Raw genomic sequence first — 16013 nt, 5'->3', positions numbered from 1 at the left:
GCAAAGTTTATTATACTTTTGTAAACAGAATAATCACTTGAGATTACATAATTATGATTAAGATTTTTGCAACCGACAAAGTAAAGGAGCTCGATCAATATACAATCCTGAATGAGCCCATCAGCTCCATCGATCTGGTAGAACGTGCAGCTACAGTATTTCTTCATGAATTTTGCCGCCGGTTTTCCAAACAAACACGTATTGTCATATTTGCCGGGCAAGGCAATAATGGTGCCGACGCATTAGCCATAGCCCGTTTGTTGACTGATGAATCATACAAGGTTGAAACATATTTATTCAATCCTACAGGCATTTTATCGCAGGATTGCGAAATGAATAAACAACGCCTCCGGGATATGGAAGATGCAGACTTTACAGAAGTAATTGCCGATTTTGATCCCCCTACGCTGGATGAACACGATATAGTTATTGACGGGCTATTCGGTTCGGGACTGAACCGTCCGCTCACCGGAGGGTTTGCTGGAATGGTAGACTATATCAACCACTGCGAAGCAACAGTCGTTTCTATAGACATACCTTCCGGACTATTCGGAGAAGACAACCGGAAAAATGAACCCAAAGCCATCATAAAGGCGGATTACACCTTTACATTCGGCTTCCCAAAACTAGCGTTCTTTTTACCCGAAAATGCCGTATATGTTGGGAAATGGAAGGTTTTGGACATCGGCCTTCATCCTGACATCATAGAAGAAACCCAGACTCCATTTGTATTGGTTACCGAAGACGATGTAGCCCAGGTATTTACTCCCCGCGAACGATTTTCTCATAAAGGAACGTTCGGACACGCCTTATTAATAGCCGGAAGCAAAGGAAAAATGGGCGCTGCTCTTTTAGCAGCCAGAGCTTGCTTGCGTAGTGGAGTAGGACTACTAACCGTACACATACCCCAACGAGGCGAAACCATATTCCAAACAGCATTTCCGGAAGCAATGCTAAGTTTTGATCCGAATACAGACCGTTTCACAACAATACCGGAAATATCAACATACACGGCTATCGGCATCGGCCCGGGATTAGGACAGCACATGGAATCAGGAGCTGCAATGGAGCGTTTATTACAATCTGTCGAGAAACCAATGGTTCTGGATGCGGACGCACTGAACCTGTTGGCTTCCAACAAAGACTTACTGGAACGTATCCCTGCCCGCAGCATTCTGACACCTCACCCTAAAGAGTTCGACCGCATGGCAGGAGAAAGCAGTTGTTCATACGAGCGTCTGCTAAAAGCAAAAACATTCGCTATCGATCACAAACTCTGCATTGTTCTGAAAGGAGCATATACGGCGACATGTACCCCGGAAGGAAACATATATTTCAACAATAGTGGAAATCCGGGTATGGCAACTGCCGGCAGCGGAGATGTCTTAACCGGAATTATCTTAGGTTTATTAGCCCAAGGCTTTGAACCGGAAACAGCCGCCGTAACAGGCGTATTCCTGCACGGAACAGCCGGAGATCTGGCAACAGCCTACCGTTCGGAAGAAAGCATGATTGCCGGAGACATTACCGACATGTTAGGAAAAGCCTTTAAGCAATTGAGATAACAATACAAATTCAATACAAAGCTAGTATTAACAGGCAACAACTCCTTTTTGCATACTGTTAATATTAGCTTTACATAAAAATTACCTACATCTACACCCAAATTGATCATAGTCTCTTATTTTTTCAATTTCATCATCACAATGACAGGATTGTCCTCTGAAGTAATTTCACCTAAACCATCAATATATATTTTATCCGCATTTCTATTATAAAAATAAGAACTCGGTATCACAATATCAACCAAATAATCATCATACCAAACCTCATGGGCACAATCAAAAAAATAAGAACTAATATATACATTTTCAGGAAAATCAGTTATATCATTTTTTATTTGCTTCACGTGATATACTTTATTATCTTCCTTTAATCTTATATACATCCTATAATCTTGCTCCCGATACATTCTTGCGTCTCCAGTTTCTTTAAAATAATAAGAAAAAGACATAATATCCGAATTGTTTATATTAAGAACCGGAAAAGATGCCAATCCGTCCAACTGTCTAATATATTCAATCTGTTTCCCCAATGGCTCCAACCCTACTGAATTATCCATGCCATATTTGCCAAAATCTACTGTAATAGCAGGAGACACTTCCGTCGTATCCAATTTATAAAATGTATTATCATACATAAATGAAACAAACAGTTCATCTTTATCATTCCTAGCAAAGCTTTCTATGTTCGCACAAAATGAAGAGCCATTAGTTTCTATTGCCTTATCAAAAAACACCTTCTTGTTCCTCTCACGGTCAAGAATTACTAAATTTGCATTTACCTTTTTTCCATTTATTACATCATCAAGATGTTGTGGAGAAAAATAATAAATTCCATCTTTTTCTTTACACGAATTACATCTGACATGAGGGAAAGGATGCGATTCTAATAAATCAAATGATATATTTGAATATTTTAATTTCATATCTTCTTTTCCTCCATAATCAATCAATTCTATATATTCTTCATTTTCATCGATAAACACAGGCCCTATAAATCGATATTCACCAGGTCCTTCTCCTCGTTTATTTAGCTTCGTTACAAATTTGCCCGTTTTATCAAAAAGGAAGATCATCTGTTGAGTAATATCAATCGCATAAATATATTGTTCCCGAATAACAATCTCCCTGATTCTCCCCATAAAATCGTCAGAATCCGTTTGTAATCGTATACATTTCACTGAATCCACGAACTCGGATAAATTAACACTTTTCTCTGCTTCATAAGGATTTACAGATATAATCTCCTGAGCACTTTCATTTACCATCTTCCTTTTACAACCGCAAAGACCAGTTATAACAATAACACTTATCAGAATTTTTTCCACACTCATAATACACGCCATAAATACATTTTACAATGTGTTTGCATAATTTTACACACAATGATACATAAATAATATAATAAAAACAAAAAATCTGTCCAAAATATATTCAATTATCTCTCCTTCTTTCTCTCTCAACTCATAGTTATAACTTTCCTGAATCATAACTATGAATTTAAACAACCATAACTATGAGTTGGGAGAAGAATCCAAACTGTTCTAAAACGATCTAGGAATGAAGTCAAATGACCATGATGATTTGTAAAAAAGCGCCATTATAATAAGTAAGAACTCTGTTTGTGCTTGTCAACACCGAAAATATTTCCTAGTTTTGTGCAATCATTCACAGACTTAAATAGATTTGGAATATGAAGAATCTTATCATTATAGCAAGTTTACTGCTTACCGTACCAGGAATGGCACAAACAAAAGTGATAAAGAAAAACGCCGTCAAAGCCAATAATTTCGGTATCACTTATTCATTACCTAAAACCTCATTGGTTATAGATGCAGAAGTGACCAAAGTAACCTGCAAGGCCGGACCTTATTACAAATATGCAGAAAAGTATCTGGGCGTAAAGGACGCTGTAACCGAAGACAAAGTATATTATGAACTAGGCAAAATAAGCCTTATCAACAAAGGTTTACCCGATGCCGACAACACCTACATTGTTGAGTTTAAGCAAAACACCGTCGCTCCTTACGCTTACCTGACAGAAGACGGCTTGCTCTGTTCTATCAATGCCGAATATACGCCGACCGAATCGGAGCTGGACGTAATAAAAAATAAGAAAACCGCATCCCAGAAAGTAGCAGATGCGTCTGTATATTCGGAAGAACTGCTTATGGCTGGTTCTACAGCTAAACAAGCGGAAGTTGCAGCCAAACAAATCTACCGTATACGCGAAAGCCGTATGAATATCCTTACCGGGGAAGCAGATAACCTTCCACCCGACGGTGAAGCTATGAAACTGGTTATCCAGCAACTGGAAGAACAAGAAAAAGCCCTTTCCAACCTGTTTACCGGAATCTTGACAAAAGAAACAGATCATTATGAAGTAAGTATAATACCTAACGACGACCTGGACAAAGAAGTCCTTTTCCGCTTCTCCGATCAATTAGGAATCATAGATGCCGATGATTTGGGAGGTACACCAGTCTACATGAACCTGAAAGCAACCGAACGCGCACCGCTCCTGGACGCCAAAGAAGCAGAAAAGAAAGATAAATCCCTTAAAGGTATCGTTTACAATGTACCGGGAAAAGCCAACGTCGAAATCTTTATGAATAAAAAGCCCCTATTCAAAGGAGAAGTACAAATCACACAATTCGGTAGCCGCGAAGGCCTGGCGCCTGTGATGTTTGAAGATAAAAAAGCACCGGTCAAAATTTATTTCTATCCCGAAACCGGTGCCATTAAACAGATTATTCAATAATTTATAAACCTAATAGTATCTAAAACACATGTTACAAGGACAACCTAAAGGACTATTTGCCCTGGCCTTAGCCAATACTGGCGAACGCTTTGGCTATTACACTATGCTTGCAATTTTCACGCTCTTTTTGCAAGCCAAATTTGGCTATTCGGCAGCCGAAACCTCTACCATTTTCGCCAGCTTTCTGGCTTTCGTTTACTTTACCCCGCTTATAGGTGGTATGCTGGCCGACAAATTCGGCTACGGGAAGATGGTTACCAGCGGTATTATCATCATGTTTGTAGGTTATATGCTGCTCGCTATTCCAACCGGAGCAGAAACAGGAAAAGCATTGATGTTTGGCTCATTGGCACTGATTGCTTGCGGAACAGGTCTTTTCAAAGGGAACCTTCAGGTGATGGTAGGAAACCTTTACGATGCCCCTGAATACAAGAGCAAACGCGACCAGGCTTTCAGTATTTTTTACATGGCTATCAACATAGGTGCAATGTATGCCCCGACTGCAGCAACCAAGATGACAGACTGGATGCTTGCCAAATACAACTTCTTCTACGAATCTCAGATACCTTCGCTGGCTCACCAGTTTTTGAACGGAACCATTTCTGCAGAAAACAAAGAAGTACTTGCCGGGCTTCAAGCAGCACAACATTATACAGGAGATATGGCTTCTTTCTGTAACGCTTATATCGAACGTCTGTCGGAAGCCTATAACTACGGTTTCGGTGTTGCCTGCGTTTCGTTGATTATCTCTATGGCTATTTACACGGCTTTCCGCTCTACATTCAAACATGCAGATGTAAATACAAAACAGGCTCAGGCTGCTACAACGACCAATACACATCAGGAAGAATTATCACCTGCCGAGACAAAACAACGTATCGTTGCTCTGTTGCTGGTATTTGCCGTTGTATTATTCTTCTGGATGGCATTCCATCAGAACGGTTTGACAATGACATTCTTCGCACGCGACTATACGGCCAATCAGGCTACCGGCCTGGATCGTTTAGGATTCGATGTGCTGAACCTTACCTTCCTGGTAGTAGCCATTTACGGTGCGTTCTCTATATTCCAATCACAAAAGAAACTGATCTCTATCATCGTAACGGTAGTTGCATTGGTAGCTTTAGGTATCAACTACATGTCGATGCCGGAAACAATGACAATTCTGCCTCAGCAGTTCCAACAATTTAACCCTTTCTTTGTTGTCGCTTTAACCCCCGTATCGCTTGCGATATTCGGCTATCTGGCCAACAAGAAGAAAGAGCCCTCCGCACCCCGTAAGATCGGAACAGGTATGTTGATTGCCGCTTGCGGTTTCTTAATCCTGGCAATCGGTTCTATGGGCTTACCTACACCGGATGCTTTAGCTGCAGATAGCAAATTACAGGTATTGGTTTCTCCCAACTGGTTAATCTCGACCTACCTGGTACTGACATTTGCAGAGTTATTGCTCTCGCCGATGGGTATCTCCTTCGTATCCAAAGTAGCACCTCCTAAATATAAAGGTGCCATGATGGGCGGTTGGTTCGTGGCAACCGCCATTGGCAACTACATGGTTGCCATCATCGGTTACCTGTGGGGAGGTATGGAATTATGGATGGTATGGAGCGTACTTATCGTTCTGTGCTTACTGTCCGCACTCTTTATGTTTTCTATCATGAAGAAACTGGAAAAAGTAGCTAAATAAAAAATAGAATGAACCTGTCAACTGTCAGCAATCAACTGCCAACCAACGGCACTTTCCGTTTCAGACGATGGAGCCGTAAAGGATATGCCGTATTCTTTAGTCTGGGGCGGGCAGTTACAATCGGACAGTTGTCGGCAAGCGTATCAGACCGGTTTTTGGCAAAGAATACATCCCAGCATTCCGTTGCCGACCTTTTTGAAAATGGTTGCCAGGGAAAAGACGACAGCATCAGCATCCAAAACGAATGGGTTGCCGAGGAAATTACAGGTCTTCCGCAAGCTATTGCAAACTGCTTGTTGTCAACAGAAATACTATTAGCCAATGTTGCGCTAACAGTATGCAATAAACAAAACAATATTCACTATTCCAATATAACGGAAGGCAGCCGGCACAACGCCGGTTTCCTTCCGTTTTTTTATGCCTATAATCCAACAAACATATGACAATCGAATCACTGAAACAACACGTACTGGACGGTCATCTGCTCAATGAAAAGGAAGCACTCTTCCTAGCGTCCTCTCCCGACAAAAAGGCTTTATACGAAGCCGCCCGTCAAATCACCCGCCACTTTATGGGCAACAAGTTTGACACCTGTTCCATCGTTAACGCCAAAAGCGGCAACTGTAGCGAAGACTGCAAATGGTGCGCTCAGTCGGGACACTATAAAACAGAGGTGACACTCTACCCCTTGCTGCCGGCAGAAGAATGCGTCCGCCACGCTGTCCATAACCGCCAACAAGGTATCGGACGCTTTGCCCTCGTAACCAGCGGAAAGCGTGTAAGTGACAAAGAGATGGAAACGATTACCGGTACCATCCGCCAGATTAAGCAACAGAGCGACATCAAATGTTGCGCTTCCATGGGACTACTCACCCATAATCAACTACAAAAGCTGTACGACAGCGGTGTAGAGAACTACCACTGCAACATCGAAACGGCTCCCTCCTACTTTCGCAAGCTCTGTACCACCCATACTACAGAACAAAAGATGGAGACCATCCGGGCTGCACGCCAGATAGGCTTCCGCATCTGCTCCGGCGGCATTATCGGTATGGGAGAAACAATGGAGCAGCGTATCGAGATGGCACTTTTCCTCCAACAGGAAGGTATCCTTTCCATCCCTCTCAACATGCTTCAACCCATTCCCGGCACACCATTAGGCGAAACACCACGGCTCAGTGAAGAAGAGTTCCTCACAACCATTGCCCTTTTTCGTTTCATCAATCCGAATGCCTACCTGCGTTTCTCCGGCGGACGTGCATTACTGAGCGAAGCCACTCAACGCAAAGCCCTTCGCACAGGCATCAACTCCGCCATCATTGGCGACCTGTTAACTACCATCGGCAGTAAAGTAGAAGCAGATAAAGTACTATTCACTTCCGAAGGCTATTCACTCACCGAAAACACAGACTGGGCACAATGACAACACAAGAACTACTACAATACGACCGCGATCATATCTGGCACCCTTACACATCTACAATTGATCCGCTGCCCGTTTATCCGGTAGCCGGAGCCGAAGGAGTAACTATTACGCTAGCCGACGGGAGGCAGCTTATTGATGGCATGTCTTCGTGGTGGGCAGCTGTGCATGGCTACAACCATCCCTTACTGAACGCCGCCGCCGAAGAGCAATTAAAGAAGATGAGCCACATCATGTTTGGCGGCTTCACCCACGAGCCAGCCGTTGAACTGGCCTCGTTACTGCTCCCTTTGTTACCGCCTTCAATGGATAAAATATTCTTCGCCGACAGCGGGTCGGTAGCCGTAGAAGTTGCCATGAAGATGGCTATACAGTATTGGCAGTCGCAAAACAAAGCGGCAAAGAGTAAGTTTGCCACCATTCGTAGCGGCTATCACGGCGACACATGGCATGCCATGTCCGTATGCGATCCCGTCACCGGGATGCACGGTATCTTCTCCGGCAGTCTGCCCATACAATACTTTTTGCCACAACCTCCGGTTAAATACGAGGATAAATGGAACGAAGAAGCCATGTCTCCACTGAAAGACCTGCTCGAAAAGCACGCCGGAGAAATAGCCGCCCTTATCCTCGAACCCATCGTGCAAGGCGCCGGAGGCATGTACTTCTATTCGCCTGCTTTCCTTGTCCGTGCCCGCGAATTGTGTAATCAATATAATGTATTGCTGATCTTCGACGAGATAGCCACCGGCTTTGGCCGTACCGGAAAGCTTTTTGCCTGGGAACATGCCGGCGTGGAGCCTGACATTATGTGTATTGGCAAGGCATTGACAGGTGGCTATCTGACACTTTCTGCTACTATAACCACCCAATCCATAGCTGATACGATCTGTAGCGGTGAAGCAGGCTGCTTCATGCATGGTCCTACCTTTATGGGTAATCCGCTGGCATGCGCTATAGCCTGCGCATCCGTGCGTCTTCTGTTGGAAAGCGGATGGAAAGAAAAAGTAGATGCCATACAAGCACAACTATGTCGCGAGCTTGCCCCGGCTAGCGGTCTGGACACTGTGCGTGAAGTGCGTGTATTAGGTGCCATTGGTGTAATCGAAATGAAAGACCCTGTAAACATGGCTGTCCTTCAAAAACGTTTTGTAGACGAAGGTATCTGGGTGCGTCCTTTTGGAAAATTGGTTTACCTGATGCCTCCCTTTATCATCCGTCCCGAAGAGTTGAGGCGGCTTACTTCTGGGGTTATTAAGTCTCTGAAGTAACCTTTCAGAATTGTTCTGTCACTTTTGGCTTGACCCAAAAGTAACCAAAAGGTCAAGGCTACTGCCGGCTTGCTGCTTCGTGCCTTTCATTCGCTGAACCGTCCGAACTCGCTTCGCTCAAATTGGTTACTCTGTCACTTTTGGCTTGATCCAAAAGTGACCAAAAGATCAAGGCTACTGTCGGCTTGCAGCTTCGTGCCTTTCATTCACTGAACCGTCCGAACTCGCTTCGCTCAAACAGCGGACGCTTCGGGCGCTCATTCAAGGCACTACGCTACGCTCACCGACAGAGGCCGGAAACAAGGGAGCAACGCTCCCTCTAAGGATGGCCGATATCGATAGCTTTGAAAGTTACTGTTGTTGATAGCTTAAAAGGTTATCCTATTGGTTTTAATGCTTCCGTCGGGTATTGATTAAAGATGGCTTTAGCCTGGTTTCAATTGCCGTCGGTTTCAACCGACGGATAGTAGAGCCATCCTCTTTCAAGGGCTTTAGCCCAATTGAGAAGGATTGTTAAAAGTAGATTTCCAGAAAGAAATTTGGCTAAAGCCATAAAAGAGCAAGCCGTATCGGCCATCCCTAAAGAAAGCTGCGCTTAGCTTAGCTTTCTTGTTTGCGGCATCAGCGGCCGGGCGTTAAGCGCAGGTAAAAGACGCAGCGTTAAAACCGGCGGCTGTCTGAGCGTAGCGAGTTCCGCCGGTTCAGCGAAGTCTTTTGCCGGAGTAGCCCGGACGGTGCAGCCTTGACTTTTTGGTTACTTTTGGGTCAAGCCAAAAGTAACATAGAAACAGCTTGCGCAGCAAGCATAAAACAGCAGGCATAAAGATGTAGCTGCAAAAGATATAAAACAGAAATAAAGCACAATATGAAAGATTACAACAAATCAATCAACGATTTGAAGGCAAGCGGTTCCCTACGCCGACTGCCGGAAGTGGAACACGAAGGGAAATACATTCTGAAAGAGGGACAACGTATGTTGAACCTCTCGTCAAACGACTACTTGGGACTGGCATCACGTTCAGACCTTCGCAATGACTTCCTGGACAAGCTAAAGGTTACAAAGCTACCCTTATCGTCCACTTCATCACGACTGCTAACGGGCAACTACACTATCTACACAGATATGGAAACCGATATGGCAAAACGTTTCGGACGCGAAGCCTGCCTGCTGTTTAACAGCGGCTACCATGCTAACACCGGAATCTTACCCGCCCTGGCAGACAAGCAAACGCTGATTGTTGCAGACAAGCTCGTTCACGCCAGCATTATAGACGGTATCTTACTAAGCGGTGCAGCTTTCCAACGTTACAAGCATAACGATTATGCACATTTGGAAAGGCTACTGGCAAAAGAATCACCGGCATACGAACAGGTTATAGTCGTAACGGAAAGCATATTCAGTATGGATGGCGACACGGCAGACCTCAACCGGTTGGTTGAACTGAAAAAGGCATTTCCAAACATCATCCTCTATGTAGACGAAGCCCATGCCATAGGTGTCCGTGGAACTACCGGACTGGGACTTGCCGAGGAACAAAATTGTATTCAGGACATCGACCTGCTGGTAGGCACCTTTGGCAAGGCACTTGCCTCAATGGGCGCTTACCTGCTATGTAGCAACGTGATTCGCGAATACCTGGTAAACACCATGCGGCCGCTCATATTCAGCACCGCCCTCCCGCCGGCACAGATAGCCTGGACGAAGTACATCTTCGACCTGCTACCATCCTTCGCTACAGAACGGAAGCAATTACATAAGGTAAGCAACCTGCTGCGTGAAAAACTGAAAGGTTCAGGAGGAGAAATCAGCGCCAGCCATATCATCCCATACATAGTTGGAGAGAACAGCGATTGCATACTAAAGGCTGAAGAATTGCAACGCAAAGGTTTTTATTGTCTGCCCGTCCGTCCGCCAACAGTACCAAAGGGGACGGCGCGTATCCGTTTCTCGCTCACCGCTGCTATAGAAACGCAAGCTATAGACCAACTAACCTCTATAATCCACAACATCTCTTAAACAAACAGGAGCCATGGAAATAAAGAAAACAAGAAATAACGGAGCAACCAAACTTGTCCTTTGCCTTGCAGGCTGGTCTGCCACCCCCGAAGCCTTCGGCCATCTGGAAGCCGGAGAAGATACGGACGTATGGATTTGTTACGACTATCGTGACCTGTCTTTTACCGGAGAATTAGACCGTTACCGGCAAATCGATCTGGTTGCCTGGTCGCTGGGGGTTTGGGTAGCTGCAAATGTAATAAGCCCGGAAACAGTTTTGCACTCTGCCACAGCTATCAACGGCACAGGACTTCCCATAGACGATACATACGGTATTCCCACCGCCATTTTCCGGGGAACCTTAGAGAATGTAAACAACGAGGGCATGAACCGTTTCAACCGCCGTATGTGCGGCAGCCGCGAATTACTGGCAACATACCAGCATTTTCCAGCACGTCCGGCAACTGAGTTAAAAGAAGAATTACTTAACCTCTATAACAACATAAGCAGAGACAAGCACCCCGGCGGAATAGATTGGACTAAAGCCTTTGGCTCTACCCACGACATGATATTCCCTACCGGCAACCAACGCAATTACTGGCAGGGGCTATGTCCTTTCACCGAGATTGACGCCCCGCATTATCCTTTTAAAGTATGGAAACAATGGAAAGAGATAACCAATCGATAGAACCGGCATGTATCCGGCAACGCTTCACCCGCGCACTGAACAGCTACGACCGGCATGCGGTAGCCCAACAACGAATCAGTGCCGAAGCAGCAAAGATACTGTCTCTCCATCTGCAACCGTTCGGACGTTGCCTCGAAATAGGATGCGGCACAGGAGGCTTTACCCGTCACCTGCAACGAATGCTACCCAACGCAGACTGGGTACTGAATGATTTATGCGGAGAGTCGCTGGCTATCGCCGCCACACACTGCAACCATTCTCCGCAATCCATAATTGGAGATGCCGAAAACACAGAGCTTGGCATCGGTTACGATCTGATAGCATCCACTTCCGCTTTTCAATGGTTCCACGATCCGCTGAATTTTATTAAGAAGCTGGCCGGGATGCAAACAAAGGGCGGAGTATTGCTGTTCAGCACCTTTTCGCCCGGTAATCTGCAAGAAGTAAAAGAGGCGGCAGGCAAAGGCCTATCCTATCCTTCCGGCAAACAGTGGGAAGAATGGCTTGCCCCGTTCTATAATATAGAGGTTTGCCGCGAAGAAGCGATACGGCTTACCTTTGGCAGTCCTCTCGAAGTACTGCGCCATCTCAAATACACGGGAGTAACAGCAACACACAACGGACAATGGACGCGGGGTATGCAGGAAGACTTCGTCCGCCGCTACAAACAACAGTTTTCAACGGACAATAACCAGGTAACCCTGACCTATCGCCCGCTCTATCTGCTGGCTAAAAGACTATAAAATAATACCTAATGTATCGAAAACAACTAGAACTACCATTGCAAAGTGTTTGGAGTTATAACTCTCGACACTTTGCAAGCATAACTCTCGACACTTTGCAAGCATGACTCTCGACACTCTGCAAGCATGACTCTCGACACTCTGGAGCCATAACTCCAAACACTTTGCAGAGTTATCATACCAACAAATTTCTACAAACTTAAAAGATAAACATGATGAAAGGAACCGTATTATTCGTATCAGGCATAGACACCAACGTAGGCAAAACCTATGCCACCGCAATCATGGCGCGCCAGATGGCAGCCGAAGGCAAATCGGTCATCACCCAAAAGATGATCCAGACAGGAAACGTAGACGTATCGGAAGACATCGTAATGCACCGCCGTCTGCAAGGCATCCCTTTTACAGAGGAGGATAAAGCCGGGCTAACCTGCCCTTACATCTTTACTTATCCCTGTTCCCCGCACATGGCAGCAGCAAAAGACAACAAAGAAATAGACCCGGACGTTATAACCGCCGCCACCCGCATACTGCAAGAGAAGTATGAATACATCTTGCTTGAAGGAGCCGGCGGACTGATGGTACCCATCTGTGGCAACACACTTACAATAGATTACATCCGGGAGATGGACTATCCGCTCATCCTTGTCACTTCCGGCAAACTGGGAAGTATCAACCATACCCTGCTCAGCCTGTATACCTGCAAACAATATGGGGTAAAGGTGCACACGCTGGTGTACAACCTTTACCCCCGCACGGATGAGTTGATCGAACAAAATACACTGGAATATCTGCGCCAATATATGGCGCGAGAGTTTCCGGAAGCCAAAGTGACAGTGCTCGACGCTATCGGTTAAATATGCAGTTGCAGGCCGATCGAGACCGGATAAAGCTCCGGCCCTTTATGCCGTTCAAAGATACCGACCGGCGAATATTTCATATAAAGGCCTATCCAGTCGAAACCGGCTTGCAGCAAGATATCCATCGATACCGGACGCAGGTTCATGCCGCCATCCATCTTCTCCTTATGCTTATCGCCATGTGCATCTTTGTAAACCACCTTGGAGGAAGACATCGTTTTAAATACTCCCACCACACCGGCAGAGAAGAAGTAAAGCGTTTTATTCCTTTGCCGTTTCTGCCATTCGAGCAAAAGTGGGATGGTAATGCTGGTAGTGTTTAATTTACTTGCGCTGTAGACAATTCCGTCAGGAGCCGGGACAAGGGAGGTTACTCCATCGACTTCTTTAAAGTATTTGTTCGAATCCAGACGATAACGGTTCCAACGCATCCCGGCACCGGTCACCACCGCCCAATTATAGCGAGAGAATGGGAAGCTCCACTCCAGGAAGTTCAGATTATATTCGAGTGACTTACCGCTTCGTAGCGACACTCCATTGGCGTCATTCACATGTAAGTTGCCATCGGCAAAATTGCAGAAGCCCATGCCAAAGCCTGCCCAGTGTGCAGAGAAGTTCTTATCCCACGTAGGCACCGGAATGTTCAGAGACTTGATATGCTTGCGGCGTTCATAGCTTTGTCCGTCGCGGTAATGGCCTTCAAACACCATTTCCCGGTCAACCGAATCGCCTTCTTCGGTCAATTCATAGACTCTCACCTTCAGACGGTCGCCATTGTCTTTCACTTCAATTTGCTTGTTCTTTACTATAATAATCGTGTCGGTAGCCGAAGGCTGTAATCCTGTGTTTGCAAAAGCCGGGGCAGACAAACAGGCAGCCAATAAGATTAGTACGCTTTTCATCATGTATATGTTTTATTCGTTTATAAATCTTTTTTGGTGAATAGAAGAGTAATCAGGTCATCGCTGTCCAGTTCCCCTTCTATATAGACCAGAGTAATGACTCCTTTCTTGTTGACTTTGAATAGTACAAAACGATTCATGTCTTCTTTGTTGCCGGGTAGCTGATAGTAAGCGGAAACTACACCGCCGTCATCGGTTACCTCCTTGATCTTTCGGGCACCTTTCTGATCGGCCTCAAGACAACGGCGAACAAATCTAAGGGCTTCGTCATCCTGTTTGATAGTGATACTCTTATAACGGGTAAGGCCATAGGTTTCGAGCATCTCGTTTGAAAGCTCCACCATAGTGACATTCCTTTTCATACCGTAGCGGGAGAAGACTTCTTGTATCTTTAAATCTTTCTGCATCTCGGCAGCCCGGATATTGGCCGGTTGAAGACTACAAAGCATTGCAACGAAAAGCAATGTGATCAGATATTTAAACTGTTTCATAAGGCAGTATTGTTTTATTCGTCATCACTGAACAGAGAGCCCAGTTCCTGTAATTGACTATTTACTATCTCGCGGGGAAAATTATCGCCGTCATCATCCGGAAAATACATCTCGGCCGGGGTTGCCACTTCCTGAAGCGCCTCAATAGCGAAAGCACGCACTTTGTGGATGTCGGTATAACAACGGCCATTTATCACCACATAGTTGTCTGCACAAAAGCGGGGATCCAGCGGATTCAACAAACGCCCGATGCCCAGTACCAGCAGGATACAAGCCGCAATACCCGATACAGCGTAGAACACACCCCTGCGTCTCAACGGTCTTTTTGCCACAGCAACCCTATGTTGTTCCGCTGACGGCGCAGAATGTTTTGCAATCTCTTCGCCAAAGTAAGCAAAGATAGGTTTGTAAACAGCCAGCCTTTCGGGTACATCGTCCGAAGCGAAGAAGGCACGCAACCGGGCTTCTTCGGCAGCAGATGTTGCACCTTCAAAATATTTATCCAATAATCCGTCTATATCCATATCTTTATCGTTGACCATTCAACATTAAGTATTGTTCTCGTATCTTTTTCCGTGCCCTCGAAAGATTCACGCGGATCGCTTCGGGCTGCGCTCCGGTTATCCCGGCTATTTCAGCAATCTCGTAACCTTCCACATCTTTCATCCGTATGATAGTTTGCTGCAACGCAGGCAATCCGGCTATCAAGTGTCTGATGCAGGCCACTGCATCCTGTTGCTCCAGCTGTTCTGCGGGATTCATCGTCCCGGAGTCAAGTAACAGGTTATCCGGTTCATCCCCCTGGGGTCTACGTGTTCTTAACCTGTCAAGAGTAAGATTACGGACAATCATCATAACCAGAGCTTCCACATTATCGTATTCATCCAGCCGGCCACGCATATTCCACAATTTGAGAAAAGCCTCTTGCACGATATCTTCGGCATCATCGGAGTTCTCAACTATTTTCCTCGAGAGGTTAAACATTTTCCCGCGGAGTGGCAATATGGTTATTTTGAATGTCTCTAGTTCCATTTCTGATATTAAGACGACAAAGGAAAGAAAACATAACACAAGACTGAAGTTTTTTTATTACGATAGTGGCAAAAAACTTTCACCCGCCAGATTTGTTACTAAACGATGACGTTACATTATCTTTCGATAAAGACGGGCAGCTAATAGAATAGCAAGCTGTAGTGGGATACATATTCAGGATACGCAAACAAGCGCAGATTTACGCAGATATTTTTCCTTACCGCACAAGAAATCCCTATCTTTGCCCCCGCAACATCTCATAAACAAGATGAAATACATTCCTTATATAAGACATATATCTGCGGAACATGTATGTTCCGCAGTCCTTCTTCATGAAGAAGGAAATTTTGCAAAAAAAACGTAACCTTTCCTCCACCCGCCTTTTTCACGTAAAAAACAATCAAAACATAGCAGGCTGCAAGGGCAGCCTGCCCAAAACGTGTGTCCGTACCGCACGGAAAACCTCCGTACACCTACAAAAGTATCACCAACGCACCGGCGAAGCCTCCGTACACCTACAAAACCATTACCGGAGTAGCTGCGGCCATTTTGTAGGCCTACAAAACCATTACAGACGAGCCGGCAGCCATTTTGTAC

The 16013-nt window shown here is 45.3% G+C and carries 16 protein-coding genes; 11 read left to right on the top strand and 5 right to left on the bottom strand.

The features are described from left to right. Positions 1-53: 53 nt before the first annotated feature. Positions 54-1565, top strand: a complete 1512-nt coding sequence (locus C4S38_RS10945; protein ID WP_103983777.1) for an NAD(P)H-hydrate dehydratase — start codon at positions 54-56, stop codon at positions 1563-1565. Between the two features lie 116 nt (positions 1566-1681). On the opposite strand, the gene C4S38_RS10940 is transcribed toward C4S38_RS10945, so the two are convergent. Then, entirely contained in the window at positions 1682-2896 is a 1215-nt protein-coding gene (locus C4S38_RS10940) for a 6-bladed beta-propeller (protein ID WP_160034719.1), read from the bottom strand. A gap of 359 nt (positions 2897-3255) precedes the next feature. Here C4S38_RS10940 and C4S38_RS10935 point away from each other — a divergent pair, with 359 nt between their 5' ends. The 9 genes from C4S38_RS10935 (at position 3256) to bioD (ending at position 12988) form a co-directional block, all read left to right on the top strand. Beyond that, entirely contained in the window at positions 3256-4323 is a 1068-nt protein-coding gene (locus C4S38_RS10935; protein ID WP_103983775.1) for a DUF4831 family protein, read from the top strand. Positions 4324-4351: 28 nt separating this feature from the next. Further along, a complete protein-coding gene (locus tag C4S38_RS10930) occupies positions 4352-6010 on the top strand; it encodes a peptide MFS transporter (RefSeq protein ID WP_103983774.1) in 1659 nt (552 codons plus the stop codon). A gap of 8 nt (positions 6011-6018) precedes the next feature. After that, the gene (locus C4S38_RS10925; protein WP_103983773.1) at positions 6019-6453 is read left to right on the top strand and encodes a hypothetical protein; all 435 of its coding nucleotides are present in this window, start codon (positions 6019-6021) and stop codon (positions 6451-6453) included. Further along, a complete protein-coding gene (bioB, locus tag C4S38_RS10920; protein ID WP_103983772.1) occupies positions 6450-7433 on the top strand; it encodes a biotin synthase BioB in 984 nt (327 codons plus the stop codon). The genes C4S38_RS10925 and bioB overlap by 4 nt, the downstream gene beginning before the upstream one ends. Further along, positions 7430-8704 (top strand): adenosylmethionine--8-amino-7-oxononanoate transaminase, encoded by a 1275-nt coding sequence (bioA, locus tag C4S38_RS10915; RefSeq protein ID WP_103983771.1) that lies wholly within the window; start codon positions 7430-7432, stop codon positions 8702-8704. The genes bioB and bioA overlap by 4 nt, the downstream gene beginning before the upstream one ends. 865 nt (positions 8705-9569) lie before the next feature. Then, entirely contained in the window at positions 9570-10721 is a 1152-nt protein-coding gene (locus tag C4S38_RS10905; RefSeq protein WP_103983770.1) for an 8-amino-7-oxononanoate synthase, read from the top strand. A gap of 13 nt (positions 10722-10734) precedes the next feature. Continuing rightward, on the top strand, positions 10735-11388 hold the full coding sequence (locus C4S38_RS10900) for a DUF452 family protein (RefSeq protein ID WP_103983769.1): 654 nt from the start codon (positions 10735-10737) through the stop codon (positions 11386-11388). Continuing rightward, the gene (bioC, locus tag C4S38_RS10895) at positions 11364-12131 is read left to right on the top strand and encodes a malonyl-ACP O-methyltransferase BioC (protein WP_103983768.1); all 768 of its coding nucleotides are present in this window, start codon (positions 11364-11366) and stop codon (positions 12129-12131) included. Before C4S38_RS10900 ends, bioC begins: the two co-directional genes overlap by 25 nt. Positions 12132-12346: 215 nt before the next feature. Further along, positions 12347-12988, top strand: a complete 642-nt coding sequence (bioD, locus tag C4S38_RS10890; RefSeq protein WP_103983841.1) for a dethiobiotin synthase — start codon at positions 12347-12349, stop codon at positions 12986-12988. On the opposite strand, the gene C4S38_RS10885 is transcribed toward bioD, so the two are convergent. Genes C4S38_RS10885 through C4S38_RS10870 form a run of 4 tightly spaced genes read right to left on the bottom strand, consistent with a single transcriptional unit; the run spans position 12985 to position 15416 of the window. Further along, entirely contained in the window at positions 12985-13893 is a 909-nt protein-coding gene (locus C4S38_RS10885) for an outer membrane beta-barrel protein (RefSeq protein WP_103983840.1), read from the bottom strand. The two genes, bioD and C4S38_RS10885, sit on opposite strands and share 4 nt — an antisense overlap. A 20-nt stretch (positions 13894-13913) precedes the next feature. Continuing rightward, on the bottom strand, positions 13914-14384 hold the full coding sequence (locus C4S38_RS10880) for a hypothetical protein (protein ID WP_099464894.1): 471 nt from the start codon (positions 14382-14384) through the stop codon (positions 13914-13916). 14 nt (positions 14385-14398) lie between these two features. Next, complete coding sequence (locus C4S38_RS10875; protein ID WP_103983839.1) at positions 14399-14908, bottom strand: hypothetical protein; 510 nt, start codon at positions 14906-14908, stop codon at positions 14399-14401. Positions 14909-14912: 4 nt separating this feature from the next. Beyond that, the gene (locus C4S38_RS10870) at positions 14913-15416 is read right to left on the bottom strand and encodes an RNA polymerase sigma factor (protein WP_103983767.1); all 504 of its coding nucleotides are present in this window, start codon (positions 15414-15416) and stop codon (positions 14913-14915) included. Positions 15417-15748: 332 nt separating this feature from the next. On the opposite strand from C4S38_RS10870, the gene C4S38_RS16085 reads away from it, so the two are divergent. Then, a partial coding sequence (locus C4S38_RS16085) for a hypothetical protein (protein ID WP_234999353.1) occupies positions 15749-16013 on the top strand: 265 nt, incomplete at its 3' end.

The sequence above is a fragment of the Parabacteroides chinchillae genome, from assembly GCF_900108035.1.
Lineage (GTDB): Bacteria > Bacteroidota > Bacteroidia > Bacteroidales > Tannerellaceae > Parabacteroides > Parabacteroides chinchillae.
The sequence above is the reverse complement of the archived record's forward strand: the minus strand, read 5'-3'. Positions and strand labels throughout refer to the sequence as shown.

Bases quoted from the DNA above. Each gene is read 5' to 3' on its own strand.
- bioD (WP_103983841.1), top strand. From the start codon at position 12,347: ATGAAAGGAACCGTATTATTCGTATCAGGCATAGACACCAACGTAGGC.
- bioA (WP_103983771.1), top strand. From the start codon at position 7,430: ATGACAACACAAGAACTACTACAATACGACCGCGATCATATCTGGCAC.
- C4S38_RS10875 (WP_103983839.1), bottom strand. From the start codon at position 14,908: ATGGATATAGACGGATTATTGGATAAATATTTTGAAGGTGCAACATCT.
- C4S38_RS10935 (WP_103983775.1), top strand. From the start codon at position 3,256: ATGAAGAATCTTATCATTATAGCAAGTTTACTGCTTACCGTACCAGGA.
- C4S38_RS10885 (WP_103983840.1), bottom strand. From the start codon at position 13,893: ATGAAAAGCGTACTAATCTTATTGGCTGCCTGTTTGTCTGCCCCGGCT.
- C4S38_RS10940 (WP_160034719.1), bottom strand. From the start codon at position 2,896: ATGAGTGTGGAAAAAATTCTGATAAGTGTTATTGTTATAACTGGTCTT.
- C4S38_RS10945 (WP_103983777.1), top strand. From the start codon at position 54: ATGATTAAGATTTTTGCAACCGACAAAGTAAAGGAGCTCGATCAATAT.
- C4S38_RS10870 (WP_103983767.1), bottom strand. From the start codon at position 15,416: ATGGAACTAGAGACATTCAAAATAACCATATTGCCACTCCGCGGGAAA.
- C4S38_RS10900 (WP_103983769.1), top strand. From the start codon at position 10,735: ATGGAAATAAAGAAAACAAGAAATAACGGAGCAACCAAACTTGTCCTT.
- bioB (WP_103983772.1), top strand. From the start codon at position 6,450: ATGACAATCGAATCACTGAAACAACACGTACTGGACGGTCATCTGCTC.
- C4S38_RS10905 (WP_103983770.1), top strand. From the start codon at position 9,570: ATGAAAGATTACAACAAATCAATCAACGATTTGAAGGCAAGCGGTTCC.
- bioC (WP_103983768.1), top strand. From the start codon at position 11,364: ATGGAAAGAGATAACCAATCGATAGAACCGGCATGTATCCGGCAACGC.
- C4S38_RS10880 (WP_099464894.1), bottom strand. From the start codon at position 14,384: ATGAAACAGTTTAAATATCTGATCACATTGCTTTTCGTTGCAATGCTT.
- C4S38_RS10925 (WP_103983773.1), top strand. From the start codon at position 6,019: ATGAACCTGTCAACTGTCAGCAATCAACTGCCAACCAACGGCACTTTC.
- C4S38_RS10930 (WP_103983774.1), top strand. From the start codon at position 4,352: ATGTTACAAGGACAACCTAAAGGACTATTTGCCCTGGCCTTAGCCAAT.